The organism is Lysinibacillus piscis (assembly GCF_026012395.1).
Lineage (GTDB): Bacteria > Bacillota > Bacilli > Bacillales_A > Planococcaceae > Lysinibacillus > Lysinibacillus piscis.
This window is the reverse complement of sequence record NZ_BRZA01000001.1, coordinates 620725-641474: the sequence shown is the minus strand read 5'-3', so window position 1 is coordinate 641474 and position 20750 is coordinate 620725. Positions and strand designations below refer to the sequence as shown.

The window sequence follows — 20750 nt, the reverse complement described above, 5'->3', positions numbered from 1 at the left end:
GACGATAAGCTTAAAAATATTATGCGCCTTTAAATGGTTATGATAGAATAGGTTAGATGCTGTATGAACGGAGGAATGTTGGTGTATAAATATTATGGATTAGCTGCAATTGTCGTATTGCTAGACCAATGGACAAAATGGCTAATTGTGAAACATATGGAGTTTGGTGAACGCATTGGGCTATGGGACCCATGGCTTGGTATTTTATCGCATCGTAATCGTGGCGCAGCATGGGGCATGCTTGAAGGGCAAATGTGGCTATTTACCATCGTTACACTTGGTGTCATTGGAGCGATTTTATATTTTTATCATAAAGAAGCAAAAGGAAAGCCTGTTCTGCAAGTAGGCTTAATGCTATTACTTGGTGGGGCACTTGGTAACTTTATCGACCGTCTTTTCAGAGGTGAAGTGGTTGATTTTGCAGATGTCTTAATTCCTATTATTCGTTATGATTTCCCTATTTTTAATGTAGCGGATGCCGCTTTAACGATAGCTGTTGTCATATTGATGATTGGATTACTAATAGAAGATAAAAAGGAAAAGAAGAAGGTGAAGCAATGACCAGCGTACATTATACAATGGAGGACCAACAGCAGGGTGAGCGTCTTGATAAAGCTCTTTCTACCTTGCAAACAGAATGGTCACGTACACAAATCGGCAACTGGATTACAGAAGGCATTGTGAAAGTAAATGGAGAAGCAGTGAAGGCTAAATATAAAGTCAAAGCTGGGGATTTGGTTGAAATCACTGTACCAGAGGCAGAGCCACTAGATGTTGTAGCAGAAAATTTAGCATTAGATATTGTTTATGAAGATGCAGACGTGCTTGTCGTGAATAAACCAAAAGGAATGGTTGTTCATCCAGCACCAGGGCATATGACAGGAACATTAGTGAATGGCTTAATGTATCATTGTCAGGATTTATCGGGCATTAATGGCATATTGCGCCCAGGGATTGTCCATCGTATTGATAAAGATACATCTGGTTTATTAATGGTGGCAAAAAATGATATTGCACACGAATCATTAGTGAACCAACTTGTTAATAAAACCGTTACACGTAAATATACAGCACTTGTTCATGGTCATATTGCGCATGATAAAGGCACAATTGATGCACCGATTGGCAGAGACCAAAAGGATCGACAAAAGCAAGCCGTTGTGGATAATGGTAAACATGCTGTGACACATTTCCAAGTAGTAGAACGTTTTGGCGATTATACACTGGTAGAATGTCGATTAGAAACAGGACGTACACATCAAATTCGTGTTCATATGAACTATATTGGCTATCCTCTTGCGGGTGATCCAAAATACGGTCCAAAGAAAACAATTGATTTTGCTGGACAAGTATTACATGCAGGCATTTTAGGATTTGATCATCCAACAACAGGAGAGTATCTTCAATTTGAAGCACCACTTCCTGCTGACTATGAACAGTTATTGCAAGAATTGCGAAACAGAGATTGACGGATAGCTGAAGAAAGTCTATAATAAGCAAAAGCAAAGAAATACGTAACTAAATAGAAACCTTTAATGGCAGTCCAGAGAGGCTGAGAAGGTAAATGCTTAACGTGTTGTGAAATTTTGTGATGCAAAATTTTCGTCATGCTCTTTAAACATGTCTTTTAACCCTCTCAGGCTACTCGCCTCGAGAGGTTTTTTTATGGATAAAAGGAGGGAGAGTAGAGTATGGTACGAAATGAACTGCTAGATGGCCCATCTATGGCAAGGGCATTGACACGTATTGCGCATGAAATTATTGAACGTAATAAAGGGATTGACGAATGTATATTAGTAGGAATTAAAACAAGAGGGGCTTTTCTTGCAAAACGTTTAGCTGCAAGAATCGAAAAAATAGAAGGCAAGCCAATCCGCACGGGTGAGCTGGATATCACATTGTACCGGGATGATTTATCAACAAAGCATGAGAACGAACAAGCCCATGTTGAGCAAGTAGTGATTGAGGATGCTGTCGTTAATCAAAAAATTATTTTAGTAGATGATGTGCTTTACACAGGCCGTACAGTAAGAGCCGCACTAGATGCTGTGATGGATTTAGGTCGACCTGCTCAAATTCAATTAGCCGTCTTAATTGATAGAGGACATCGAGAGTTACCGATTCGAGCAGATTACGTAGGAAAAAACGTGCCAACATCAGGTTCAGAACGCATCATAGTGAACTTGCAAGAAGTAGACCAGCAAGACTGTGTTGTTCTGTATAAAGAAGAGGAAGCATAAGGAGAGGAGCCAACATGTCAAAAGCGATATTAGATGTTCAAGATAAGCCAACACCGATTCAATTGGTGACATTAAGTTTTCAGCATATGTTTGCCATGTTTGGTTCAACTATTTTAGTGCCTACACTTGTAGGTCTTAGCCCAGCAATTGCACTGTTAACAAGTGGGATTGCAACATTATGCTTTTTACTCATTACGAAATTTCAAGTGCCTGCTTATTTAGGCTCATCCTTTGCCTTTATCACGCCAATCCTTCTTGCAGCAGGCGGGTTAAATGAAAATGGGGCAAGCGTCCATCCAGGCAATGCCATGATTGGTGCAATGGCTGTAGGGATTACATATGGTCTTGTATCCTTAGTGATTTGGAAAAGTGGCTATCAATGGATTATGAAAATTTTACCGCCTATCGTTGTAGGACCTGTCACGATGGTCATTGGACTAGGTTTATCGGGTACAGCAGTCAACATGGCGATGAATGTAGATGGTAAGTATAGTATGCTACATTTTTCAGCTGCCTTGGTTACCTTATTTACAGCGATTATTTTCACGATTTTCTTTAAAGGCATTTTAAGTACGATGCCGATTTTAATGGGGTTAATCGTAGGGTATCTTTATTCCATGATGATTGGAATTGTGGATTATGCACCAATAGCGAAGGCATCCTTTTTTGCTAAGCCTGATTTCTTAATTCCAGGTGTCCATTATGATTTTGAAATCACGACTAAAATTCTTCTGATTATGGTGCCGATTGTTATTGTCACAATTTCAGAACATATCGGTCATCAGTTAGTGCTAGGCAAAGTAGTGAATCGTGACTATATTAAAGAGCCTGGTTTACACCGTTCTCTTTTAGGTGATGGTTTAGGAACATTGATTAGTGCCTGTATCGGGGGACCGCCGAAAACAACATACGGTGAAAATATCGGTGTGCTAGCAATTACACGTATTTATAGTATTTATGTGATTGCAGGAGCAGCAGTATTAGCCATTGTGCTAGCGTTCTTTGGGAAAGCTATGGCTGTGATTGCTACCATTCCAACAGCAGTTCTTGGTGGCGTGTCCATCTTGCTGTTTGGGATTATTGCAGCGAGTGGGTTACGGATGTTAGTTGATCAGCATATTGACTTTGGTAATAGCCGTAACTTAGTCATTGCCTCTGTTATTTTGGTCATTGGTATCGGTGGTGCAAAAATTGTTATTACCGAAGCTCTAAGTTTAGAGGGAATGGCACTAGCAGCGATTATTGGTGTTGTGTTAAACCTTGTATTACCAGGAAGAAAAGAAGCAGAAATACCTGTGAAATCGAAGTAGTCTATTTGAGGATAAACACGTTAATGGAGGATGCATGATGAAGAATTTATTATCAATGGAACATTTAACAGTAGAAGAAATTAACACTATTCTAGATCGTGCACAAGCATTTGAAAACGGTGAAACATCCGTATTATCTAAGTCTTACAACGTAGCTAACTTATTTTTTGAACCAAGTACACGTACAAAAACGAGCTTTGAAATGGCTGAGCGTAAAATAGGCTGTACAGTGATTCCGTTTGATGCAGGGTTTTCAAGTGTCACAAAAGGGGAAACAATGTATGATACGGTAAAAACGTTAGAGATGATTGGTATAGATGCCGTCGTTATTCGTGCCACCGAAGATGAATACTACAACGAATTACTAGAAGGTATTAATGTTGCCGTCATTAATGCAGGTGATGGAGCAGGGCAACATCCTTCTCAATCATTACTAGATCTTTACACCATCAAAAAAGAATTCGGTTCATTTGAAGGTTTAAATATTACAATTGCAGGTGACATCTCGCATAGTCGTGTAGCCAAATCAAATGCATCAGCTCTACAACGTTTAGGGGCAAATGTTCACTTCCTTTGTCCAGAAGAATGGGCTGGTGGCTTTGAGGCACACCATTCATGGGATGATTTAATCGAGACAAGTGATGTCATTATGTTACTTCGTGTACAGCATGAACGTCATAAGGTGAATAAAAGTTTTTCAAAAGAAAGCTATCATGAAAAATACGGCTTGACGATTGAAAGAGAGCAGCGAATGAAAGATACAGCGATTATTATGCATCCAGCACCTGTCAATCGAGATGTAGAAATTACATCAGAGCTAGTGGAGTGTGAACGCTCTCGTATTTTTGAACAAGTACGTAATGGCGTCTTTACACGTATGGCGATTGTCGAAACCATTTTAAAAGGGAGAGAATAAGATGACAAAGGTACTTCAAAATGTGCAAATGCTAAATGAGCAAGGTGAATTACAAACGGTAAATATCGCAATGGCTGATGGCAAAATTACAGCAATTGGACAAGATGTACAGCTAGAAAATGCTGAAATAATTGAAGGTAATGGATTCATCGTTGCACCAGGCTTTATCGATGTACACACACATTTACGTGAGCCAGGCTTTGAACATAAAGAAACGATTGCGACAGGCTCAGCCTCTGCTGCAAAAGGTGGCTTCACAACGATTTGTGCGATGCCAAATACAAAGCCAGTACCTGATTCAGTTGAAAATATGCAGTTGATCAAAGGTCTTATTCAAGAAAGTGCAGTCATTCGTGTACTGCCATATGGCTCTTTAACAAAGGATATTTCTGGTGAGGTACGTACAAATATCGTAGAGTTGAAAGCACAAGGTGCAGTAGCGTTTTCGGATGATGGTGTAGGTATTCAGCTAGCAAGTACGATGTATGAGCAAATGCAGGATGCAGCACAGCACGATATGGTTGTTGTGGCACATTGTGAAGATAATTCACTCATTTATGATGGGGTTATGCATGAAGGGAAACGCAATAAGGAGCTTGGTTTACCAGGTATTCCGTCCATCTGTGAATCTGTACAAATTGCACGAGATGTATTACTAGCAGAGGCGGCAGGTGCTCGTTATCATGTCTGTCACGTATCATCAAAAGAATCTGTTCGTGCAGTGCGTGATGCAAAAGCAGCGGGTATTCGTGTGACAGCAGAGGTTTGTCCGCACCATTTATTACTTGAAGAAATGGACATCCCTTCAGATGATGCAAATTGGAAGATGAATCCGCCATTACGTGCAGCAGATGATAAGGATTCCTTACATGCCGCATTGCTAGATGGCACGATTGATTGTATTGCAACAGACCATGCACCACATACAGTAGAGGAAAAATGTTGTGGTATGGTAGGTGCACCATTTGGCATTGTGGGCTTTGAAACAGCGTTCCCACTATTATATACACAATTTGTGGAAACAGGTAAATGGACATTAAAGCAATTGATTGATTGGATGACTGTCAAAGCAGCAAAAATTTTCGATTTACCATACGGTAGATTGGAAGTGGGGGCTTCGGCTGACATGATTTTACTTGATTTATCGAAGGAACAAACAATTGATGCAGAGGGCTTTGTATCTAAAGGGCGCAATACACCATTCAATGGCTGGGTAGCAAAAGGATGGCCAGTACTGACAATTTTTGAAGGCAATATCGTATATCAGGAGGCAGAATGATGAAAAAACGTTTACTAATTCTAGAAGATGGCACAGTATTTACGGGGATAGCGTTCGGTAGTGAACGTGCTTCACAAGGTGAGGTTGTTTTCACAACAGGTATGACAGGTTATCAGGAAACCATTTCCGATCCTTCATTCTATGGACAAATTGTTACCTTAACATATCCATTGATTGGTAACTACGGCATTAATCGTGATGATTTTGAATCGATTACACCAGCAATTCGTGGTTTTGTCGTACGTGAACTAGCGAAAACACCTTCAAACTTCCGCTGTGACTTAACGTTAGATGCGTATTTAACATCGAAGGATATTCCTGGGATTGAAGGAATTGACACACGTAAACTAACACGTATTATTCGCAGCAAAGGCTCTGTTAAAGCGATTTTAACGGCAGCAGATGAAGAAGTAAATGTTGACGAGATTGTCGCACAATTACAAGCGACACCAGCGATTACACACCATGTACAAGAAGTATCACCAAAAGCAGCGTACCCTTCACCAGGTCGTGGAAAACGTGTTGTGTTAATCGACTACGGTATGAAACATGGGATTCTTCGTGAATTAAATAAACGTGATTGTGATGTATTGGTTGTGCCATATAACACATCAGCAGAGGATATTTTAGCATGGCATCCAGATGGTATTATGTTATCCAATGGACCAGGGAATCCAGAAGATGTAGCTGAGGGTATTGAAACAGTACGCAATTTAATTGGCAAAGTACCGATGTTTGGTATTTGCTTAGGACACCAAATTTTCTCTTTAGCAAGTGGAGCGAAATCATTTAAGTTGCCATTTGGACATCGTGGAGGAAATCACCCAGTCAAAGATTTACGCACAGGTCGTACAGATTTAACATCTCAAAATCATGGCTATGCAATTGATATTGAATCCTTAAAGGATACAGATTTAGAGTTAACACATATCGCCTTAAATGATGGTACATGTGAAGGGGTACGCCATAAGCAATATCCAATTTTCACAGTGCAATATCATCCAGAAGCATCACCAGGTCCAGAAGATTCAAATCATTTATTTGATGAATTTATTGAAATGATGGAAACAGAAGCAGGGAAGGGGAAACAACATGCCTAAACGTACAGATATCGAAACAATTTTAGTAATTGGTTCAGGTCCGATTGTCATTGGACAAGCAGCAGAATTTGACTATGCAGGAACACAAGCCTGTCTTTCATTAAAAGAAGAAGGTTATCGTGTTATTTTAATAAACTCTAATCCTGCAACAATTATGACAGATACAGAAATTGCCGATAAAGTTTATATCGAACCAATTAGTTTAGAATTTGTATCACGTATTTTGCGTAAAGAACGTCCAGATGCCATTTTACCAACACTTGGTGGTCAAACAGGCTTAAATATGGCGATTGAATTAGACCAGTCAGGCATTTTGGATGAGCTAGGCATTGAAATTCTTGGTACAAAGCTAGATGCGATTCATAAAGCAGAGGACCGTGATTTATTCCGTAACCTGATGTACGAATTAGGGGCACCAGTACCTGAGTCAGATATTATTCATAACTTAGACGAAGCGAAAAATTTCGTGGCAAGAATTGGTTATCCAGTAATCGTGCGTCCTGCCTTCACGCTTGGTGGTACAGGGGGAGGTATTTGCTACAATGACCAAGATTTAGAGGAAATCGTGACATCTGGTTTGAAATACTCACCAGTAACACAATGTTTACTTGAAAAATCGATTGCAGGCTATAAAGAAATTGAATATGAAGTAATGCGTGACGCTGTGGACAATGCGATTGTTGTATGTAATATGGAAAACGTAGACCCTGTTGGCATTCATACAGGTGACTCCATTGTAGTTGCACCAACACAAACATTGTCAGATCGTGAAAACCAAATGCTACGTAATATTTCATTAGATATTATTCGTGCATTAAAAATCGAGGGTGGCTGTAACGTGCAATTAGCACTTGATCCATATAGCTTCAATTATTATGTAATCGAAGTAAACCCACGTGTATCACGTTCATCTGCATTAGCATCAAAAGCAACTGGTTATCCAATCGCTAAATTAGCAGCAAAAATCGCTGTCGGCTTAACATTAGATGAAATTAAAAACCCAGTAACAGGCTCTACGTATGCATGCTTTGAGCCAGCTCTAGATTATATCGTAGCGAAAATCCCACGCTGGCCATTCGATAAATTTGAATCAGCAAAACGTAATCTAGGCACACAAATGAAGGCGACTGGTGAAGTAATGGCATTAGGACGCACATTTGAAGAAGCGATGTTAAAGGCTGTACGTTCACTGGAAACAGGACAAGTACATTTAGAGCTAAAACATGCTGAAGAAAATTCAGACACATGGATTGAAAAACGTATTCGCAAAGCAGGAGATGAGCGTCTATTCTTTATCGGTGAAGCATTACGTCGTGGTGTCACAATCGAGCAAATCCATGAGTGGTCTGCAATCGACTTATTCTTCTTAAATAAATTCAAAAACATCGTGGATATGGAGCAAACACTTGCTGACAATCAAAACGATAAAGAAGTATTACGTACAGCAAAACGTCTTGGCTTTGCAGATAAAAAAGTAGCAGAGCTTTGGGCAACAACACCTGAGGAAGTATATGCTTTCCGTAAAGAGCATGGCATTATTCCAGTGTATAAAATGGTTGATACATGTGCAGCAGAATTTGAGTCAGAAACACCATACTTCTACGGCACATATGAAGATGAAAATGAATCCATTAAATCAGAGAAACCATCTGTCATCGTACTAGGCTCAGGTCCAATTCGTATCGGTCAAGGGGTAGAGTTTGACTATGCAACAGTGCACTCTGTATGGGCAATTCAAGAGGCTGGCTATGAGGCTATTATCATCAACTCAAATCCAGAAACAGTGTCTACAGACTTCTCGGTTTCGGATAAATTATACTTCGAGCCATTAACAATTGAAGATGTGATGCACATTATCGATTTAGAGCAGCCAATCGGTGTAGTTGTGCAGTTCGGTGGTCAAACAGCAATCAATCTTGCTGATAAACTAGCTGCAAATGGTGTGAAAATTTTAGGTACAACGCTGGAAGATATTGATCGTGCTGAAAACCGTGATAAATTTGAGCAAGCATTACGTGAGCTAGATATTCCACAGCCACAAGGTGAAACGGCTGTATCGACAGAAGAAGCGATTGCCATTGGTGACCGTCTAGGCTTCCCAGTATTAGTACGTCCTTCTTATGTACTTGGTGGACGTGCAATGGAAATCGTCTACAATACAGAAGAATTGAAACACTACATGGAAAATGCTGTAGAAGCATCACCAGATCACCCAGTATTAGTAGACCGCTATTTAACTGGTCAAGAAATTGAAGTCGATGCAATTTGTGATGGAGAAAATGTCTTAATTCCAGGGATTATGGAACATATTGAGCGTGCAGGAGTACACTCTGGTGACTCCATCTCTGTTTACCCACCACAAAAATTAACACAAGTACAAAAAGATACATTAGTAGATTACACAACACGTCTTGCGAAAGGTCTTGGCATCATTGGTTTAATGAACATCCAGTACGTTATTTCACAAGGTGAAGTCTATGTGATCGAGGTCAACCCACGTTCATCTCGTACAGTGCCATTCCTAAGTAAAATTACGAATATCCCGATGGCGAACATCGCAACAAAGGCGATTCTTGGTAAATCAATTGTAGAGCAAGGGTATCCAACAGGCTTAGCACAAGAACAAAAAGGTGTATTCGTCAAAGTCCCAGTCTTCTCATTTGCTAAACTGCGTCGTGTGGACATTACATTAGGGCCTGAAATGAAATCAACAGGGGAAGTAATGGGGAAAGATGCAACACTTGAAAAAGCATTATATAAAGGCTTAGTAGCAGCAGGTATGGAAATTCGCACAGAGGGCACAGTGTTATTCACAGTGTCTGACAAAGATAAAGAAGAAGCTATTGCTATCGCAAAACGTTTCTCAACAGTTGGCTACCGCATTATGGCAACAGCAGGTACAGCAAAAGCGTTTGAAGAAGCTGGTGTGCGTACAGATGTTGTTGAAAAAATCGGTGCAAAGGGTAAAACGTTAATTGATGTTATCCAAAATGGTGAAGCACAACTTGTCGTGAATACATTAACGAAAGGTAAACAGCCAGCACGTGATGGATTCCGTATTCGCCGTGAATCTGTTGAAAATGGTGTACCTTGCTTAACTTCATTAGATACAGCAGAAGCAATGCTACGTGTGATTGAATCGATGACATTTACAGCAGAAGTAATGCCAAAAGCGGAGGTGGTACATTAATATGATACGTCAAGAAAAAATGATAGTCGTTGAGCAAAAGCAAATTGCGACGAACATTTTTGAATTGACACTACGTGGTGAACTGGTTCAGGATATGACTCCTGGCCAGTTTGTCCATGTAAAGGTGTCTGATTCATTAGAGCCGTTGCTACGACGACCAATCAGTATTGCGAATGTAGATAAGGACAAAAGTGAATTTACAATGATTTATCGTGCAGAAGGTCGTGGAACAAAGGTATTGGCGACGAATCGTGAGGGGCAGCTTGTCAATGTACTTGGGCCAATCGGCAATGGGTTCCCTGTAGAGGCAGTGCCAGCAGGTGGGACTGCATTATTAGTTGGTGGAGGCATTGGTGTACCGCCATTGTATGAGCTATCGAAGCAATTAAATGCACGTGGCGTGAAAACGATTCATGTACTAGGTTTTCAAACAGCAGATGTATGTTTTTATGAGGATGAATTTAATGCACTTGGTGAGACACATTATGTCACAGTGGATGGCTCAAAAGGTACAAAAGGCTTTGTAACAACAGTATTGGAGTCAAGAATACCTGAGTTCGATGTATTTTACTCATGTGGGCCATTGCCAATGTTAAAGGCATTAGAAGGCTTTTATCCAGAAAAAGAAGGTTATTTATCTTTTGAAGAGCGTATGGGCTGTGGTATTGGCGCTTGCTTTGCTTGTGTTTGTAAAACGACAGAACAAGTGGAAAAAGACTATGTTAAAGTATGTTCAGATGGTCCAGTTTTCCCGAAAGGTACGGTGGCATTATGAGTCGTTTAGCGATTGAATTACCAGGCTTAGCTTTAAAAAATCCAATCATGCCTGCATCAGGCTGCTTTGGCTTTGGCCGCGAATATGCACAGCTTTATGATTTGTCGAAGCTAGGAGCCATTATGATTAAGGCAACAACTGTGGAAACACGGGCAGGAAATCCAACACCACGTGTAGCAGAAACAGCAGCAGGGATGTTAAATGCAATCGGCTTACAAAATCCTGGTATTGATAAGGTTATGAATGAGGAATTGAAATTTTTAGAGGCTTACGATGTGCCGATTATTGCGAATGTAGCAGGGACAGAAACGGCAGATTATGTAGAAGTAGCACGTCGTATTTCAACTGCATCGAATGTCAAAGCCTTAGAATTAAATATTTCTTGTCCAAATGTAAAATGTGGTGGTATTCAATTTGGCACAGATCCAGCAACAGCACGTGAGCTAGTAGCGGCAGTAAAGGCGGTATCCGCAGTGCCTGTCTATGTCAAATTATCACCGAATGTCACGAATATTGTAGACATTGCAAAGTCTGTTGAAGCAGGCGGTGCAGATGGGATTACGATGATTAATACATTAATCGGCATGCGTCTACATGAACGTACAGGAAAGCCAGTTATCGCCAATGGTACAGGTGGTTTATCAGGTCCTGCTGTTAAGCCAGTAGCAATTCGTATGGTGTATGAAGTATATAAAGCAGTTAACATTCCGATTATCGGGATGGGTGGTGTTACAGAGGCACAGGATGTCATTGACTTTATGTCAGCAGGTGCTTCAGCAGTAGCAGTCGGAACAGCAAACTTTGTCGATCATTTTGTTTGCCCAAACATTATTGATGAACTACCAGCAAAATTAGATGACCTAGGTGTCACCCATATTGCAGAAATTATCGGAAGGAGCCATCGCTAATGAATACAAAACCGATATTGGCACTGGATTTTCCAAGTGAACAGCATGTATTTGATTTTTTACAGCAATTTAATGAACCTCTTTTTGTGAAAATTGGTATGGAACTCTATATGCAGGAAGGTCCAGATATTGTACGCAAAGTAAAGGCACTTGGACATGATATTTTCCTAGATTTAAAGCTACATGATATTCCAAATACAGTTGGCTCTGCTATGAAGGGCTTAGCAAAATTGGGCGTTGATTTAGTCAATGTTCATGCAGCGGGTGGGCGTCCGATGATGGAGGCAGCACTTGAAGGGCTAGAGGCAGGAACAGCAGTAGGAAGTAAACGTGCTGCATTAATTGCTGTGACACAATTAACATCAACAACAGAGGAGCAAATGCAACGAGAGCAAAAAATTGCATTATCCTTACAAGAATCTGTGTTACATTATGCAAGCTTAACAAAAGAAGCGGGCTTAAATGGCGTGGTATGCTCTGTTCATGAGGCACAAGCAATTGCAGATGCATGTGGAGAGGATTTCTTACGTGTAACACCAGGTATTCGTCTAGCGGGCGGTGACACGCATGACCAAAAACGCATTGCAACGCCAGATGGGGCAAAGCATGATGGATCTTCATTAATCGTTGTTGGTCGCGCTGTAACAGGTGCACAAAATCCAGTAGCAGCATACAAACAAGTACGTGAATTATGGGAGGCATAAAAATGACATTACAAAACGAAATCGCACACGCTATGTTAAAAGTAGGAGCAGTTGAATTAAATCCAACAGAATTATTTACATGGGCATCAGGTATCAAATCACCTATTTACTGTGATACACGTTTAACGATTTCTGATCCAGTGATTCGTAAACAATTAGCAAATGGCTTAGCATCCGTTATTAAAGAAAATTTCAGTGGTACAGAAATCGTAGCAGGTACAGCAACAGCGGGTATCCCACATGCAGCATGGGTAAGTGATATTTTAGAATTGCCAATGGTCTATGTTCGCTCAAAAGCAAAAGAGCATGGTCGAGGCAACCAAATTGAAGGAAAATATGCGGCAGGGCAAAAAGTAGTTGTTGTAGAAGATATCGTATCTACAGGTGGTTCTTCGATTACAGCAGTAGAAGCATTGCGTGCAGCTGGCTGTGAAGTGTTAGGTGTTGTATGTGTCTATACTTACAATTTACCACGTGCAGAACAAGCATTTGATGAAGCTGGTATAAAATATGTATCATTAACAAATTTCGACTATTTAATAGAAGCAGCTAATGAATCTGGCGCTATTAAAGAAGAAGATATTCCATTCCTGCAAGATTGGCATGCTAAATTAAAAGCAGGAGAACTTTAATTTTTTAAATAATAAAGAAAAGTGACTTTGTGGTGAAAGTATGGGTGAGATGAAGCATTAGCCATACTCAAAAAGCGATAAACAAATTTGCAATAACAACAAAGTGTAAGTGGTATGAAAAGTTTTTTCATACCACTTTTTTTATTGAAAATGATGAATTATTGTTCTTTTGTGAGGAATCCTGCAAAAAATAAGTGATGTGGGATAACCTAAGATATATGAGGAAACATAGGGATATCAAGGGATACAAGGAAAATCAATCTGGGACAGAAAATTTGATAGTTTGCAAAAAATTGAGGTAATCATGATTTTTAACGTAAAAGTTCAAAATGTGATTACCTCTTTATTTCGTCTTGCAGAGACTTGCAAACATTGATATAACGGCTTGCATGGACTTTCATCTACATTAATTGTATTCAGAACATTTCAAGTGGACAACTGGACAAATTAAGTTTTTCAACTAGACATGTCCACTTGAACGAAAATCAGTAATATCAACATTCATTCGATACTCAAAAAATTCAAGTGGACAACTTGCATGATTCATTGCAAAAAAATAATGAAAAAATTTGATTAACCTGTCCTAAAATAGATTCTTCAAATTTATACATATTGCGAAAGGTAAAATGATATACAAGTTTATCATTTTAGCAAAAAAATTAAGCCGTTTCATCTGTTGCGGCTTCTTCGCCATGCGCCGAGTTGGATGATATTCTTTTAGAATCGGCTGCTTCAAGCAAAACATCTATTCGTTCCTCCAGTTTTCCTTTTTGACGTTCATTTAATAGTAGAAATTTTTGTATTATTACAAGGTCATCTGCATTAGTAATTAATTGCTCTAATATTTGAGTGTTTAGTTTCGGATATTCTTTTCCTGTAAGTATCCAATCAGCTGTAACATTGAAAAAATCTGATAGCGCTATTAAAGCATCTGCTCCAGGCTTAGATCTTCCAGCTTCCCATTCTCCTACATTACCTGCTGAAACACCAATTTGTTTTCCTAATTTAGCCTGACTAATAGATGCTTCTCCTCTTAAAAAACGAATTCTTGAACCAATAGTATCCATATTCATAAACTCCTAACTCTAATATTTGTGTGAAAACTATTGATTTTACACAAATATTAGTGTAATGTGTATTTTAGATAAACAAATATATCAAATAGAGTTTATCATAGTTGGCTATTTTCGTTACATATAGTCAACGTTAATTATCTTTTACTCTTTCAATATGCACCTTGACAATTAAATAGAAGGGAATGATTCTATGCATCGAAAATGGGAATCACAGAACGATGGAACAATATATGTAGCTAGGAATCTCGTGGAAAGCCTTGAAACAGATGAACATGCAGAGTTAATCATTGCAATGTCCCGACAAGAATGGCTTGAAACCCATTTAGCTCAATTGAAGGCAGAAAGTCAACGATTGAATGATGAATTAAAGCAGGTAGTTTTAACATATTCATCAAAAATTCAGCTAATTGATGAAATGATAGTTGACGAATTACGTGAATGTGGTAGACAAGATCATCTCATCGACACATGCAAAGAAAGGGGATTACAGATAGATGAAAAAGCGAGAGCTAACGGATCAGGGTAAAAAAATTGTTAAACGTCTAGTCGATATAGGTAAAACACAAGTATGGCTCTGTGACCAAGTTGGTACAAGCAAAATGTATATGAATCTGATTTTGCATGGCGAGCGTAGCGGTGAGAAATATTTGCAGAAAATTTATAAAGTCCTCGATTTAGAAGAGGAAGAGCAACACACAGCTTGAAGCCCATCGAAGGGTAGCGGTGAATGGACTAGAAATAAGCCGTAGATGAGAGAGAAGGAGGGTTTTTATGATTCATCATTACATCACTAAATATGAAGAAAAAGGGATACGTTATGCAGAAGCATGGTTACAAATTAATCTCTTCGGTTTTTGTTATTGTTTTTTTAAAAAGAAAATAAAAATATAAAAGCCATTGCGCGAACAATGACTTTTAATTAATGTTATTTTTTCTTCCACAAATTCCCCTTTTTCTGTGTTGGTGGTAAACGGTCTCCGTAGTCAATTTTCACGATTCTTGCATTTGGAACCTGACCACCTCTAGGACCAACCTCTATATATGTTCCAGTAGGTTGGTTATCAGTACCTGGTTTAATTAGATCACTCATAATATACACCCCTTTCATTTTTATATTACACCTAGTTGAAGGGATTTACACAAGAAAGGAGGCACATTAAATGACAGCATTACTCACTTTAAAAGAAGTTGCAGAGCTTGAACATAAAGATTATTACACGATAACTAAGCAAATTCAGCGGAATAAGCTACAAGCTATAAAAATACCAACGGATTCACGTCAAGGCTTTGAATATCGTGTATCTATCAACGAGCTCACAGAAAAAGCACAGACAAGGTATTACGCTCAATTGCAACATGTGGAGAAGCCAGACTTTGAAGAAATCGAGACACCTGAACGTTATGAACAAAGCTTAAACGACTTAACAGGTGAGCAACTAGATGAAATTGCTTTCTGGCAACGAGTTATCAGTTCATGGCGTGGTTATATTGCGGATTTTCCAAAACAAACGACGGAGAAAACAAAAGAGTTTATCCAGTTTTTCAACTCCATTGATAAACGCAAGATAACAGAACGCACATTGCGCAATAAATACAAGCTATTTAAGGAATTTGGCGAAGTTGCTTTAGCGGATCATCGTAAAAATCGAAAAGACCGCAACACAACAAATATTCATCCAGAATTACAAGGAGCTTTTCTTGATTGGTGGTTGGATGAATCACAGCCATCTGTAGCATTTACTCATACGCTGCTACAAGCATGGGTAGAAATGGACATGCCACAATTAGCCCCTGTACCAAGCTATGATTCTTTTTATAGGCTTATTAAGAACTTACCGCCAGGTGTATTGAAGTATTATCGTGAAGGCGATAAGGCACTAACTGATGATGTATTGCCATATGTTGAGCGAGATTATAGTCGTATTGATAGCAATGAGATTTGGTCTGCTGATTATCATACACTCGATTTCTTCGTTCGAGATGATTTGTCAGGCAAAGTATTTAGACCACATGTAGTTGTATGGATTGATGTACGTTCACGCAAAATTTTGTCTATGAAATTATGTGAAACAAGTAATAGTGATGGAGTGATTGTGTCATTTAGGCAAGCAGTAAAGGCTTGGGGGCTACCTAAATCGGTTTATTTAGACAATGGGCGAGAGTTTTTAGTCCGTGATTTCGGTGGTAGTGGAAAAAGGAAAAGCAACCCGAAGGCGAATTATGGAAGAACGATGTTAGAGCGCTTGAATATTGAAATGATAAATGCACGTGTGAGAAATGGACGAGCAAAAGTCATTGAGCGATCATTTAAAAACGTGGCTTCGGAATTTGCAAAAACTTACATCACATATACTGGTGGACGACCAGATAAGCGACCAGAGCGTTTAACAGGCATATTAAAGGACGAAAGTAATATTCCGTTGCGTTCAGATGTAGAAACAGACTTATGGGCTTATTTAGAAGGCTGGTGTAATAACCGTGCATCACAAGCAATTGGATTGGGTGGACAAACACCAAATGCCTGCTATGCAGCCAATTTGGTAAGAAAGCGTACAGCTACAGAGGACGAGTTAGACATGATTACATTGCGTACAAGTAGTTTGAGGAAAGTGGATCGCAATGGTGTTTACCTTCAGTTCGGTGAACGCAAAATATGGTTCTATGATACAGATTTGGTACACAATTATTTTGGTCAAAAGGTCTTTGTTTGCTATGACAGTGAAGATTTAAGTCAAGTCCTTATAAGGGATGAGCAAGAACGTCGCATCGGTTATGCATATATGAACGAAGTTGGTGGCTATAGCAGAGACATGGACAAAGAAGCTATCAAAAAAGTAAACAAAAATGATAAGGTTCAGCGTAAATTGATTAAATCTTTCAAGGAAGAACTAGGTAGTGGAAATATACCAAGTATGCATGAAATTTTGATACGTAAATCTGAGCAGAACATCAAAGACAACACACATATTGCAAATGCAAAAGTAATTGAAGTATTCAAGCCAACCGAAGTACAACGTAAAGTGGTGGGGCATGAAAATGATGGCATCGACCGCATGAAGATGGCTAAGAATGCTAAGAAAAATGGAGGGACAAGAATATGACGCTAACTTTACAAGAACAGGCAAAGCAATATATTAAACAAAATAAGATTCCACAAGTGCATTTTGGGAAGTTAGTTGGTGTTGGAGAAAGTACCATTTCACGCTGGTTAAAGGGGGATTATCCTAATGCTGAAAGAATTGATGCCCAAGTCAGAGATTTCTTAGATAAAGAAACAGCTCGAGAAAATGTGATGGAAATTAGAGATATCCCTTTTGTTCAAACAACTATTTCAGAGCAAGTTTGGGGTGAACTCGAATATGGGCGTATTCAACGTACCATTAGTATTATACGTGGCGATGCAGGTGTAGGAAAAACACGTACTATGCGTGAATGGGCGGCAGATAAATCGGATGTTGTTGTCATTACTGCAAATCCTGCATTCAAGTCACCGAAAGCCTTCTTCAAGTTATTGGCACGGTCGTTAAAAACAACAACAAGTGGTGCGATTGACGATATCGTTATGGATGTGATGGATAAATTAATGATTTCTGATAGAACAATTGTTATTGATGAAGCCCAGCATTTAACACGCCCAACTTTGGAACTTGTCCGTAGTTTAAATGACGCTGCGGGAACAGCCATTATTTTGATGGGGAATGAGATTATCTATTCAAAGATGTTTGGTAGACAAGAGGCGGAGTTCTCACAATTATTTACTCGAACAGATACACCTAGACCGAAATTAGTAGACTTTTTCACAGAAGAAGATGTGATGGCGATTTTTAATGTGAAGGAAAAAGGACAAATTCAGCATTTACTGAATATTTGCCGAAGCAGATACAGCCTACGTACAGCAATTCGTGTTTTTGTAAATGCACAAAATAACGAAGATATATCTGCGGAGGGGCTGAAAGCCATGTCTAAGACGATGGGGATCGTGGTTTAGACATGGCTTCATATACAAAACATTATGTACTGAAATCGTATCACGGTTTCAGTACATATGCAAGTGAGGTGAAAATTTTGTGGAAACATAGCCCGACAGATGAAGAAAAAATCTTCATACAACAACTAGCGCCACACTTGAACATTAGTAATTGGTATGTGGTGGCAAAAACTGCGAACACGATGACTTTGCGACATAAAAGATACAGACGCATCTATAAAAATTTGCAGCTAGAGGAGGAAACGGTGTGAACAACGAACAACAAAACGCTGAACGAATGCGTGTAAAGCAAATCTTGCAGCGTGGCAAGCAAGACATTGAAAAAATCTTCATGCGTATGGAGCAAGAGCTTTGTGCAGATATTTCAGAGCCTGCACCGATTTTTGCGGAAATAGAGAAGCGTTTTGGTAGACCATTTTCAGGGGTAGAATTGCAGATCATTAGTGATTGGATAGACAAGTACACATCCGACCTGATTATAGCTGCGTTAAATGAGGCTACCGTGAGGAATGTTCAGAATATTAAATATATAGATAAAATATTGTTCAACTGGGAAAAAGCAGGGATTACAGATGCGAAGGCAGCAATTGAATATACACAAAAGTTCGGGCAACGTGCATCTCCACAACAACCAGTACCACAATCGCAGGAATCCAATCCAGCCGTACCATTTTACAACTGGTTAGAGGAGCGTGAATAGTGATGGAGATTACACGAGAGGTACGCAAGCAGATTATAGCGTTTGCAATGGAGTTTACGGGCATTGCAGATGAGGCTATTACTTTTCATAAATTTGCTAATCGCCCTGGTTACATGCTAGTAGTGGAAACACGAAATGTAGAAGGTTTCATCCGATTTTTGGAGTGGATGGATAGCGAAATAGAGCGACAAGATATCGAGATTATTCGCACGTTGCCAGAGGTGGAAAGTCCATTTAGCGACTTTGAACGGAAAGGTTTAGAATACTTTCATTGTCTCCATAGTGATTTTAAGGTTGCCGTGGAAGTCGATAATGGACGTATTGCCAGCATGATAAAAGACGAGGAGGAGGAACATGCAATTTAACAAAAAAATGAGCAAAACAGGTGGTATTACTTTGCCAGCAGCATTACGGCGCACGTTAGGCATTGAAGCAGGGGAAAAGTTTAATATCAATCTGCAAGGGGATGGTAGTATCTTGTTAAAGCGCTCACAGGGTAGCTGTCTTTTGTGTGAGGCTGAGGATGCACTTGTATCACATAATGGACGTTTGATTTGTCAGTCATGTGTCAATACACTGCATACAAAAGTAGGTGAAGGGTTTGGATGAGTTGTTAATAGCGCTTGTAGATGAAGCTATAACATTAGATCGTCGTACAAAAGAGGATAAAAAACGTTTAGATGAAATTAAGGCACAATTAACAGCCCAAGCTACTACTGTTATGGATAACCGAAATCTCAAATACTATCAAATTTTCGGGCATACAGGTCGTTTTAACGTATCTTTCAAGGAAAAGTTTGAGATAGACCGTTACTCTGTATTAAAAGCGATTCTTGGAGATTTGGCAGAAGGGAAAATCTCTAAAAAAGAAGATGTCAAATATGATGCAGAACCTAAATTTAAAGCGGCTTTAATAGCACTTTTTCGGGAGGATTATTCACAGGCTATCTCCATATCCACGGTGCTTGAAAAGTTAGGATTAGAAAAAGCAGCCATTAAAGCCGTAGCCAAAAAGTTAAAAGGTGATTATATCAGCGATAAAAAATTACTGGAGAGTGTGGGTGCACAGGGAGATTTAGAGGAAGAACTTGATGCTATCCGTCAGTATAAGAACTGGGAGGCTGTGAATCGCTTTTTTGCAGGATTGTCGGATGAGCAATTAACTGAAATCAAGCGAGCTATCTTTGTAGAGGATGGCATTGCTGTAGGACTAGATTACGAAAAATAAGGGGGATTTAATTCCCCTTCCTATTTGAAACTTGGAGGGATTAAAGGATGAAAGAAAGTAGTGACTTTGCCAAAATGTTGACAGAGCTAGTCTGTGCAGCAGCACTTAGAGCCAAAATGGAGTATCAATATCAAGCATTAGCACAGCCTCGTTTGGACAATGGTAGGTATGATCGTCATGATATAGAGCACATCCCAACATACAGGTCTAATGTACAGCTAGACGAATGGTTACGTGAACTACTAATTGATGCAGCACTTGCAAAAGGTGACAAGGCTACATTTGATTTTTTGACAGAACCGATACTAGAAAATTTTTAATGGGAGGTTGTTATGACAGTTATTAAAAAAATTTGGGCTACAGCTCGTAGCATTGGTATGGAACGAGAGGATGTCTATAGTGTGCTTCAGCGTGAAACAGGCAAGGATAGTATGAGAAATTGTACGCTGAAAGAATTAGAACGTGTACTACTATCATTACAATCGGTGCAAGGATTTAGTAATTTCAAAGGCAATCGAGCTACGAAAAAACAGTTGTGGAAAATTGGTCAATTAGAGCAACAGTTAGGTTGGCAGGATAATCCGCAGCGTTTACAAGGTTTTATCAAGAAATTTTATAGTGTAGAACATATTGAATGGCTCACATCAGCCCAGGCGTGGCGCTTAATCGAAAGTCTGAAAAAATTAGTAGAAAAAGGGGAGTAG

At 39.3% G+C, this 20750-nt stretch carries 24 protein-coding genes; 22 read left to right on the top strand and 2 right to left on the bottom strand.

The annotated features are described in order from the left end of the window. The first annotated feature begins 81 nt into the window (after positions 1-81). From lspA to pyrE, 12 genes are all read left to right on the top strand, one after another. Positions 82-561, top strand: a complete 480-nt coding sequence (gene lspA / locus OPF91_RS03315) for a signal peptidase II (protein WP_309297403.1) — start codon at positions 82-84, stop codon at positions 559-561. Further along, positions 558-1469 (top strand): RluA family pseudouridine synthase, encoded by a 912-nt coding sequence (locus OPF91_RS03310; protein ID WP_264987258.1) that lies wholly within the window; start codon positions 558-560, stop codon positions 1467-1469. Before lspA ends, OPF91_RS03310 begins: the two co-directional genes overlap by 4 nt. 222 nt (positions 1470-1691) lie before the next feature. Further along, complete coding sequence (gene pyrR, locus OPF91_RS03305; RefSeq protein ID WP_264987257.1) at positions 1692-2240, top strand: bifunctional pyr operon transcriptional regulator/uracil phosphoribosyltransferase PyrR; 549 nt, start codon at positions 1692-1694, stop codon at positions 2238-2240. A gap of 14 nt (positions 2241-2254) precedes the next feature. Next, complete coding sequence (locus tag OPF91_RS03300) at positions 2255-3550, top strand: solute carrier family 23 protein (protein WP_264987256.1); 1296 nt, start codon at positions 2255-2257, stop codon at positions 3548-3550. A 37-nt stretch (positions 3551-3587) separates the two neighbouring features. Next, positions 3588-4466 carry an aspartate carbamoyltransferase catalytic subunit gene (locus OPF91_RS03295; RefSeq protein WP_264987255.1) on the top strand — a complete coding sequence of 293 codons (879 nt, stop codon included), beginning with the start codon at positions 3588-3590 and terminating at the stop codon, positions 4464-4466. 1 nt (position 4467) lies between these two features. Continuing rightward, positions 4468-5745: a dihydroorotase gene (gene pyrC / locus OPF91_RS03290; protein ID WP_264987254.1), complete on the top strand. Its 1278-nt coding sequence runs from the start codon at positions 4468-4470 to the stop codon at positions 5743-5745. After that, positions 5745-6845: a glutamine-hydrolyzing carbamoyl-phosphate synthase small subunit gene (gene carA, locus OPF91_RS03285; RefSeq protein WP_264987253.1), complete on the top strand. Its 1101-nt coding sequence runs from the start codon at positions 5745-5747 to the stop codon at positions 6843-6845. The genes pyrC and carA overlap by 1 nt, the downstream gene beginning before the upstream one ends. After that, positions 6838-10035, top strand: coding sequence for a carbamoyl-phosphate synthase large subunit (gene carB / locus OPF91_RS03280; RefSeq protein WP_264987252.1), 3198 nt, complete (start codon positions 6838-6840; stop codon positions 10033-10035). The genes carA and carB overlap by 8 nt, the downstream gene beginning before the upstream one ends. A 1-nt stretch (position 10036) precedes the next feature. Continuing rightward, positions 10037-10810, top strand: a complete 774-nt coding sequence (locus OPF91_RS03275; RefSeq protein WP_264987251.1) for a dihydroorotate dehydrogenase electron transfer subunit — start codon at positions 10037-10039, stop codon at positions 10808-10810. After that, the gene (locus tag OPF91_RS03270; protein WP_264987250.1) at positions 10807-11718 is read left to right on the top strand and encodes a dihydroorotate dehydrogenase; all 912 of its coding nucleotides are present in this window, start codon (positions 10807-10809) and stop codon (positions 11716-11718) included. Before OPF91_RS03275 ends, OPF91_RS03270 begins: the two co-directional genes overlap by 4 nt. Beyond that, positions 11718-12422 carry an orotidine-5'-phosphate decarboxylase gene (gene pyrF / locus OPF91_RS03265; RefSeq protein ID WP_264987249.1) on the top strand — a complete coding sequence of 235 codons (705 nt, stop codon included), beginning with the start codon at positions 11718-11720 and terminating at the stop codon, positions 12420-12422. The genes OPF91_RS03270 and pyrF overlap by 1 nt, the downstream gene beginning before the upstream one ends. Positions 12423-12424: 2 nt before the next feature. Then, a complete protein-coding gene (pyrE, locus tag OPF91_RS03260) occupies positions 12425-13054 on the top strand; it encodes an orotate phosphoribosyltransferase (protein ID WP_264987248.1) in 630 nt (209 codons plus the stop codon). Between the two features lie 659 nt (positions 13055-13713). Here the strand turns inward: pyrE and OPF91_RS03255 are convergent. Next, positions 13714-14121 carry a helix-turn-helix domain-containing protein gene (locus OPF91_RS03255; RefSeq protein WP_264987247.1) on the bottom strand — a complete coding sequence of 136 codons (408 nt, stop codon included), beginning with the start codon at positions 14119-14121 and terminating at the stop codon, positions 13714-13716. Positions 14122-14320: 199 nt separating this feature from the next. Here OPF91_RS03255 and OPF91_RS03250 point away from each other — a divergent pair, with 199 nt between their 5' ends. Continuing rightward, positions 14321-14656, top strand: a complete 336-nt coding sequence (locus OPF91_RS03250) for a hypothetical protein (RefSeq protein ID WP_264987246.1) — start codon at positions 14321-14323, stop codon at positions 14654-14656. Beyond that, the gene (locus OPF91_RS03245) at positions 14625-14834 is read left to right on the top strand and encodes a transcriptional regulator (protein ID WP_264987245.1); all 210 of its coding nucleotides are present in this window, start codon (positions 14625-14627) and stop codon (positions 14832-14834) included. Before OPF91_RS03250 ends, OPF91_RS03245 begins: the two co-directional genes overlap by 32 nt. 221 nt (positions 14835-15055) lie before the next feature. Here OPF91_RS03245 and OPF91_RS03240 read toward each other — a convergent pair whose 3' ends face one another. Next, entirely contained in the window at positions 15056-15220 is a 165-nt protein-coding gene (locus tag OPF91_RS03240) for a YjzC family protein (protein ID WP_264987244.1), read from the bottom strand. 70 nt (positions 15221-15290) lie between these two features. Here OPF91_RS03240 and OPF91_RS03235 point away from each other — a divergent pair, with 70 nt between their 5' ends. The 8 genes from OPF91_RS03235 to OPF91_RS03200 all read left to right on the top strand — a co-directional run bounded on the left by OPF91_RS03235 (position 15291) and on the right by OPF91_RS03200 (position 20750). Continuing rightward, the gene (locus tag OPF91_RS03235) at positions 15291-17231 is read left to right on the top strand and encodes a transposase domain-containing protein (RefSeq protein WP_264987243.1); all 1941 of its coding nucleotides are present in this window, start codon (positions 15291-15293) and stop codon (positions 17229-17231) included. Continuing rightward, positions 17228-18118, top strand: coding sequence for an AAA family ATPase (locus OPF91_RS03230; RefSeq protein ID WP_264987242.1), 891 nt, complete (start codon positions 17228-17230; stop codon positions 18116-18118). The genes OPF91_RS03235 and OPF91_RS03230 overlap by 4 nt, the downstream gene beginning before the upstream one ends. A 247-nt stretch (positions 18119-18365) precedes the next feature. Next, the gene (locus OPF91_RS03225) at positions 18366-18818 is read left to right on the top strand and encodes a DnaD domain-containing protein (RefSeq protein WP_264987241.1); all 453 of its coding nucleotides are present in this window, start codon (positions 18366-18368) and stop codon (positions 18816-18818) included. Further along, positions 18818-19183 (top strand): hypothetical protein, encoded by a 366-nt coding sequence (locus OPF91_RS03220; RefSeq protein ID WP_264987240.1) that lies wholly within the window; start codon positions 18818-18820, stop codon positions 19181-19183. Before OPF91_RS03225 ends, OPF91_RS03220 begins: the two co-directional genes overlap by 1 nt. After that, positions 19173-19427: an AbrB/MazE/SpoVT family DNA-binding domain-containing protein gene (locus OPF91_RS03215; RefSeq protein WP_264987239.1), complete on the top strand. Its 255-nt coding sequence runs from the start codon at positions 19173-19175 to the stop codon at positions 19425-19427. Before OPF91_RS03220 ends, OPF91_RS03215 begins: the two co-directional genes overlap by 11 nt. After that, positions 19411-20046, top strand: a complete 636-nt coding sequence (locus tag OPF91_RS03210) for an ABC transporter permease (RefSeq protein WP_373877022.1) — start codon at positions 19411-19413, stop codon at positions 20044-20046. The genes OPF91_RS03215 and OPF91_RS03210 overlap by 17 nt, the downstream gene beginning before the upstream one ends. 47 nt (positions 20047-20093) lie before the next feature. Further along, the gene (locus tag OPF91_RS03205) at positions 20094-20366 is read left to right on the top strand and encodes a hypothetical protein (RefSeq protein ID WP_264987237.1); all 273 of its coding nucleotides are present in this window, start codon (positions 20094-20096) and stop codon (positions 20364-20366) included. Between the two features lie 12 nt (positions 20367-20378). Next, entirely contained in the window at positions 20379-20750 is a 372-nt protein-coding gene (locus tag OPF91_RS03200; RefSeq protein ID WP_264987236.1) for a regulatory protein GemA, read from the top strand.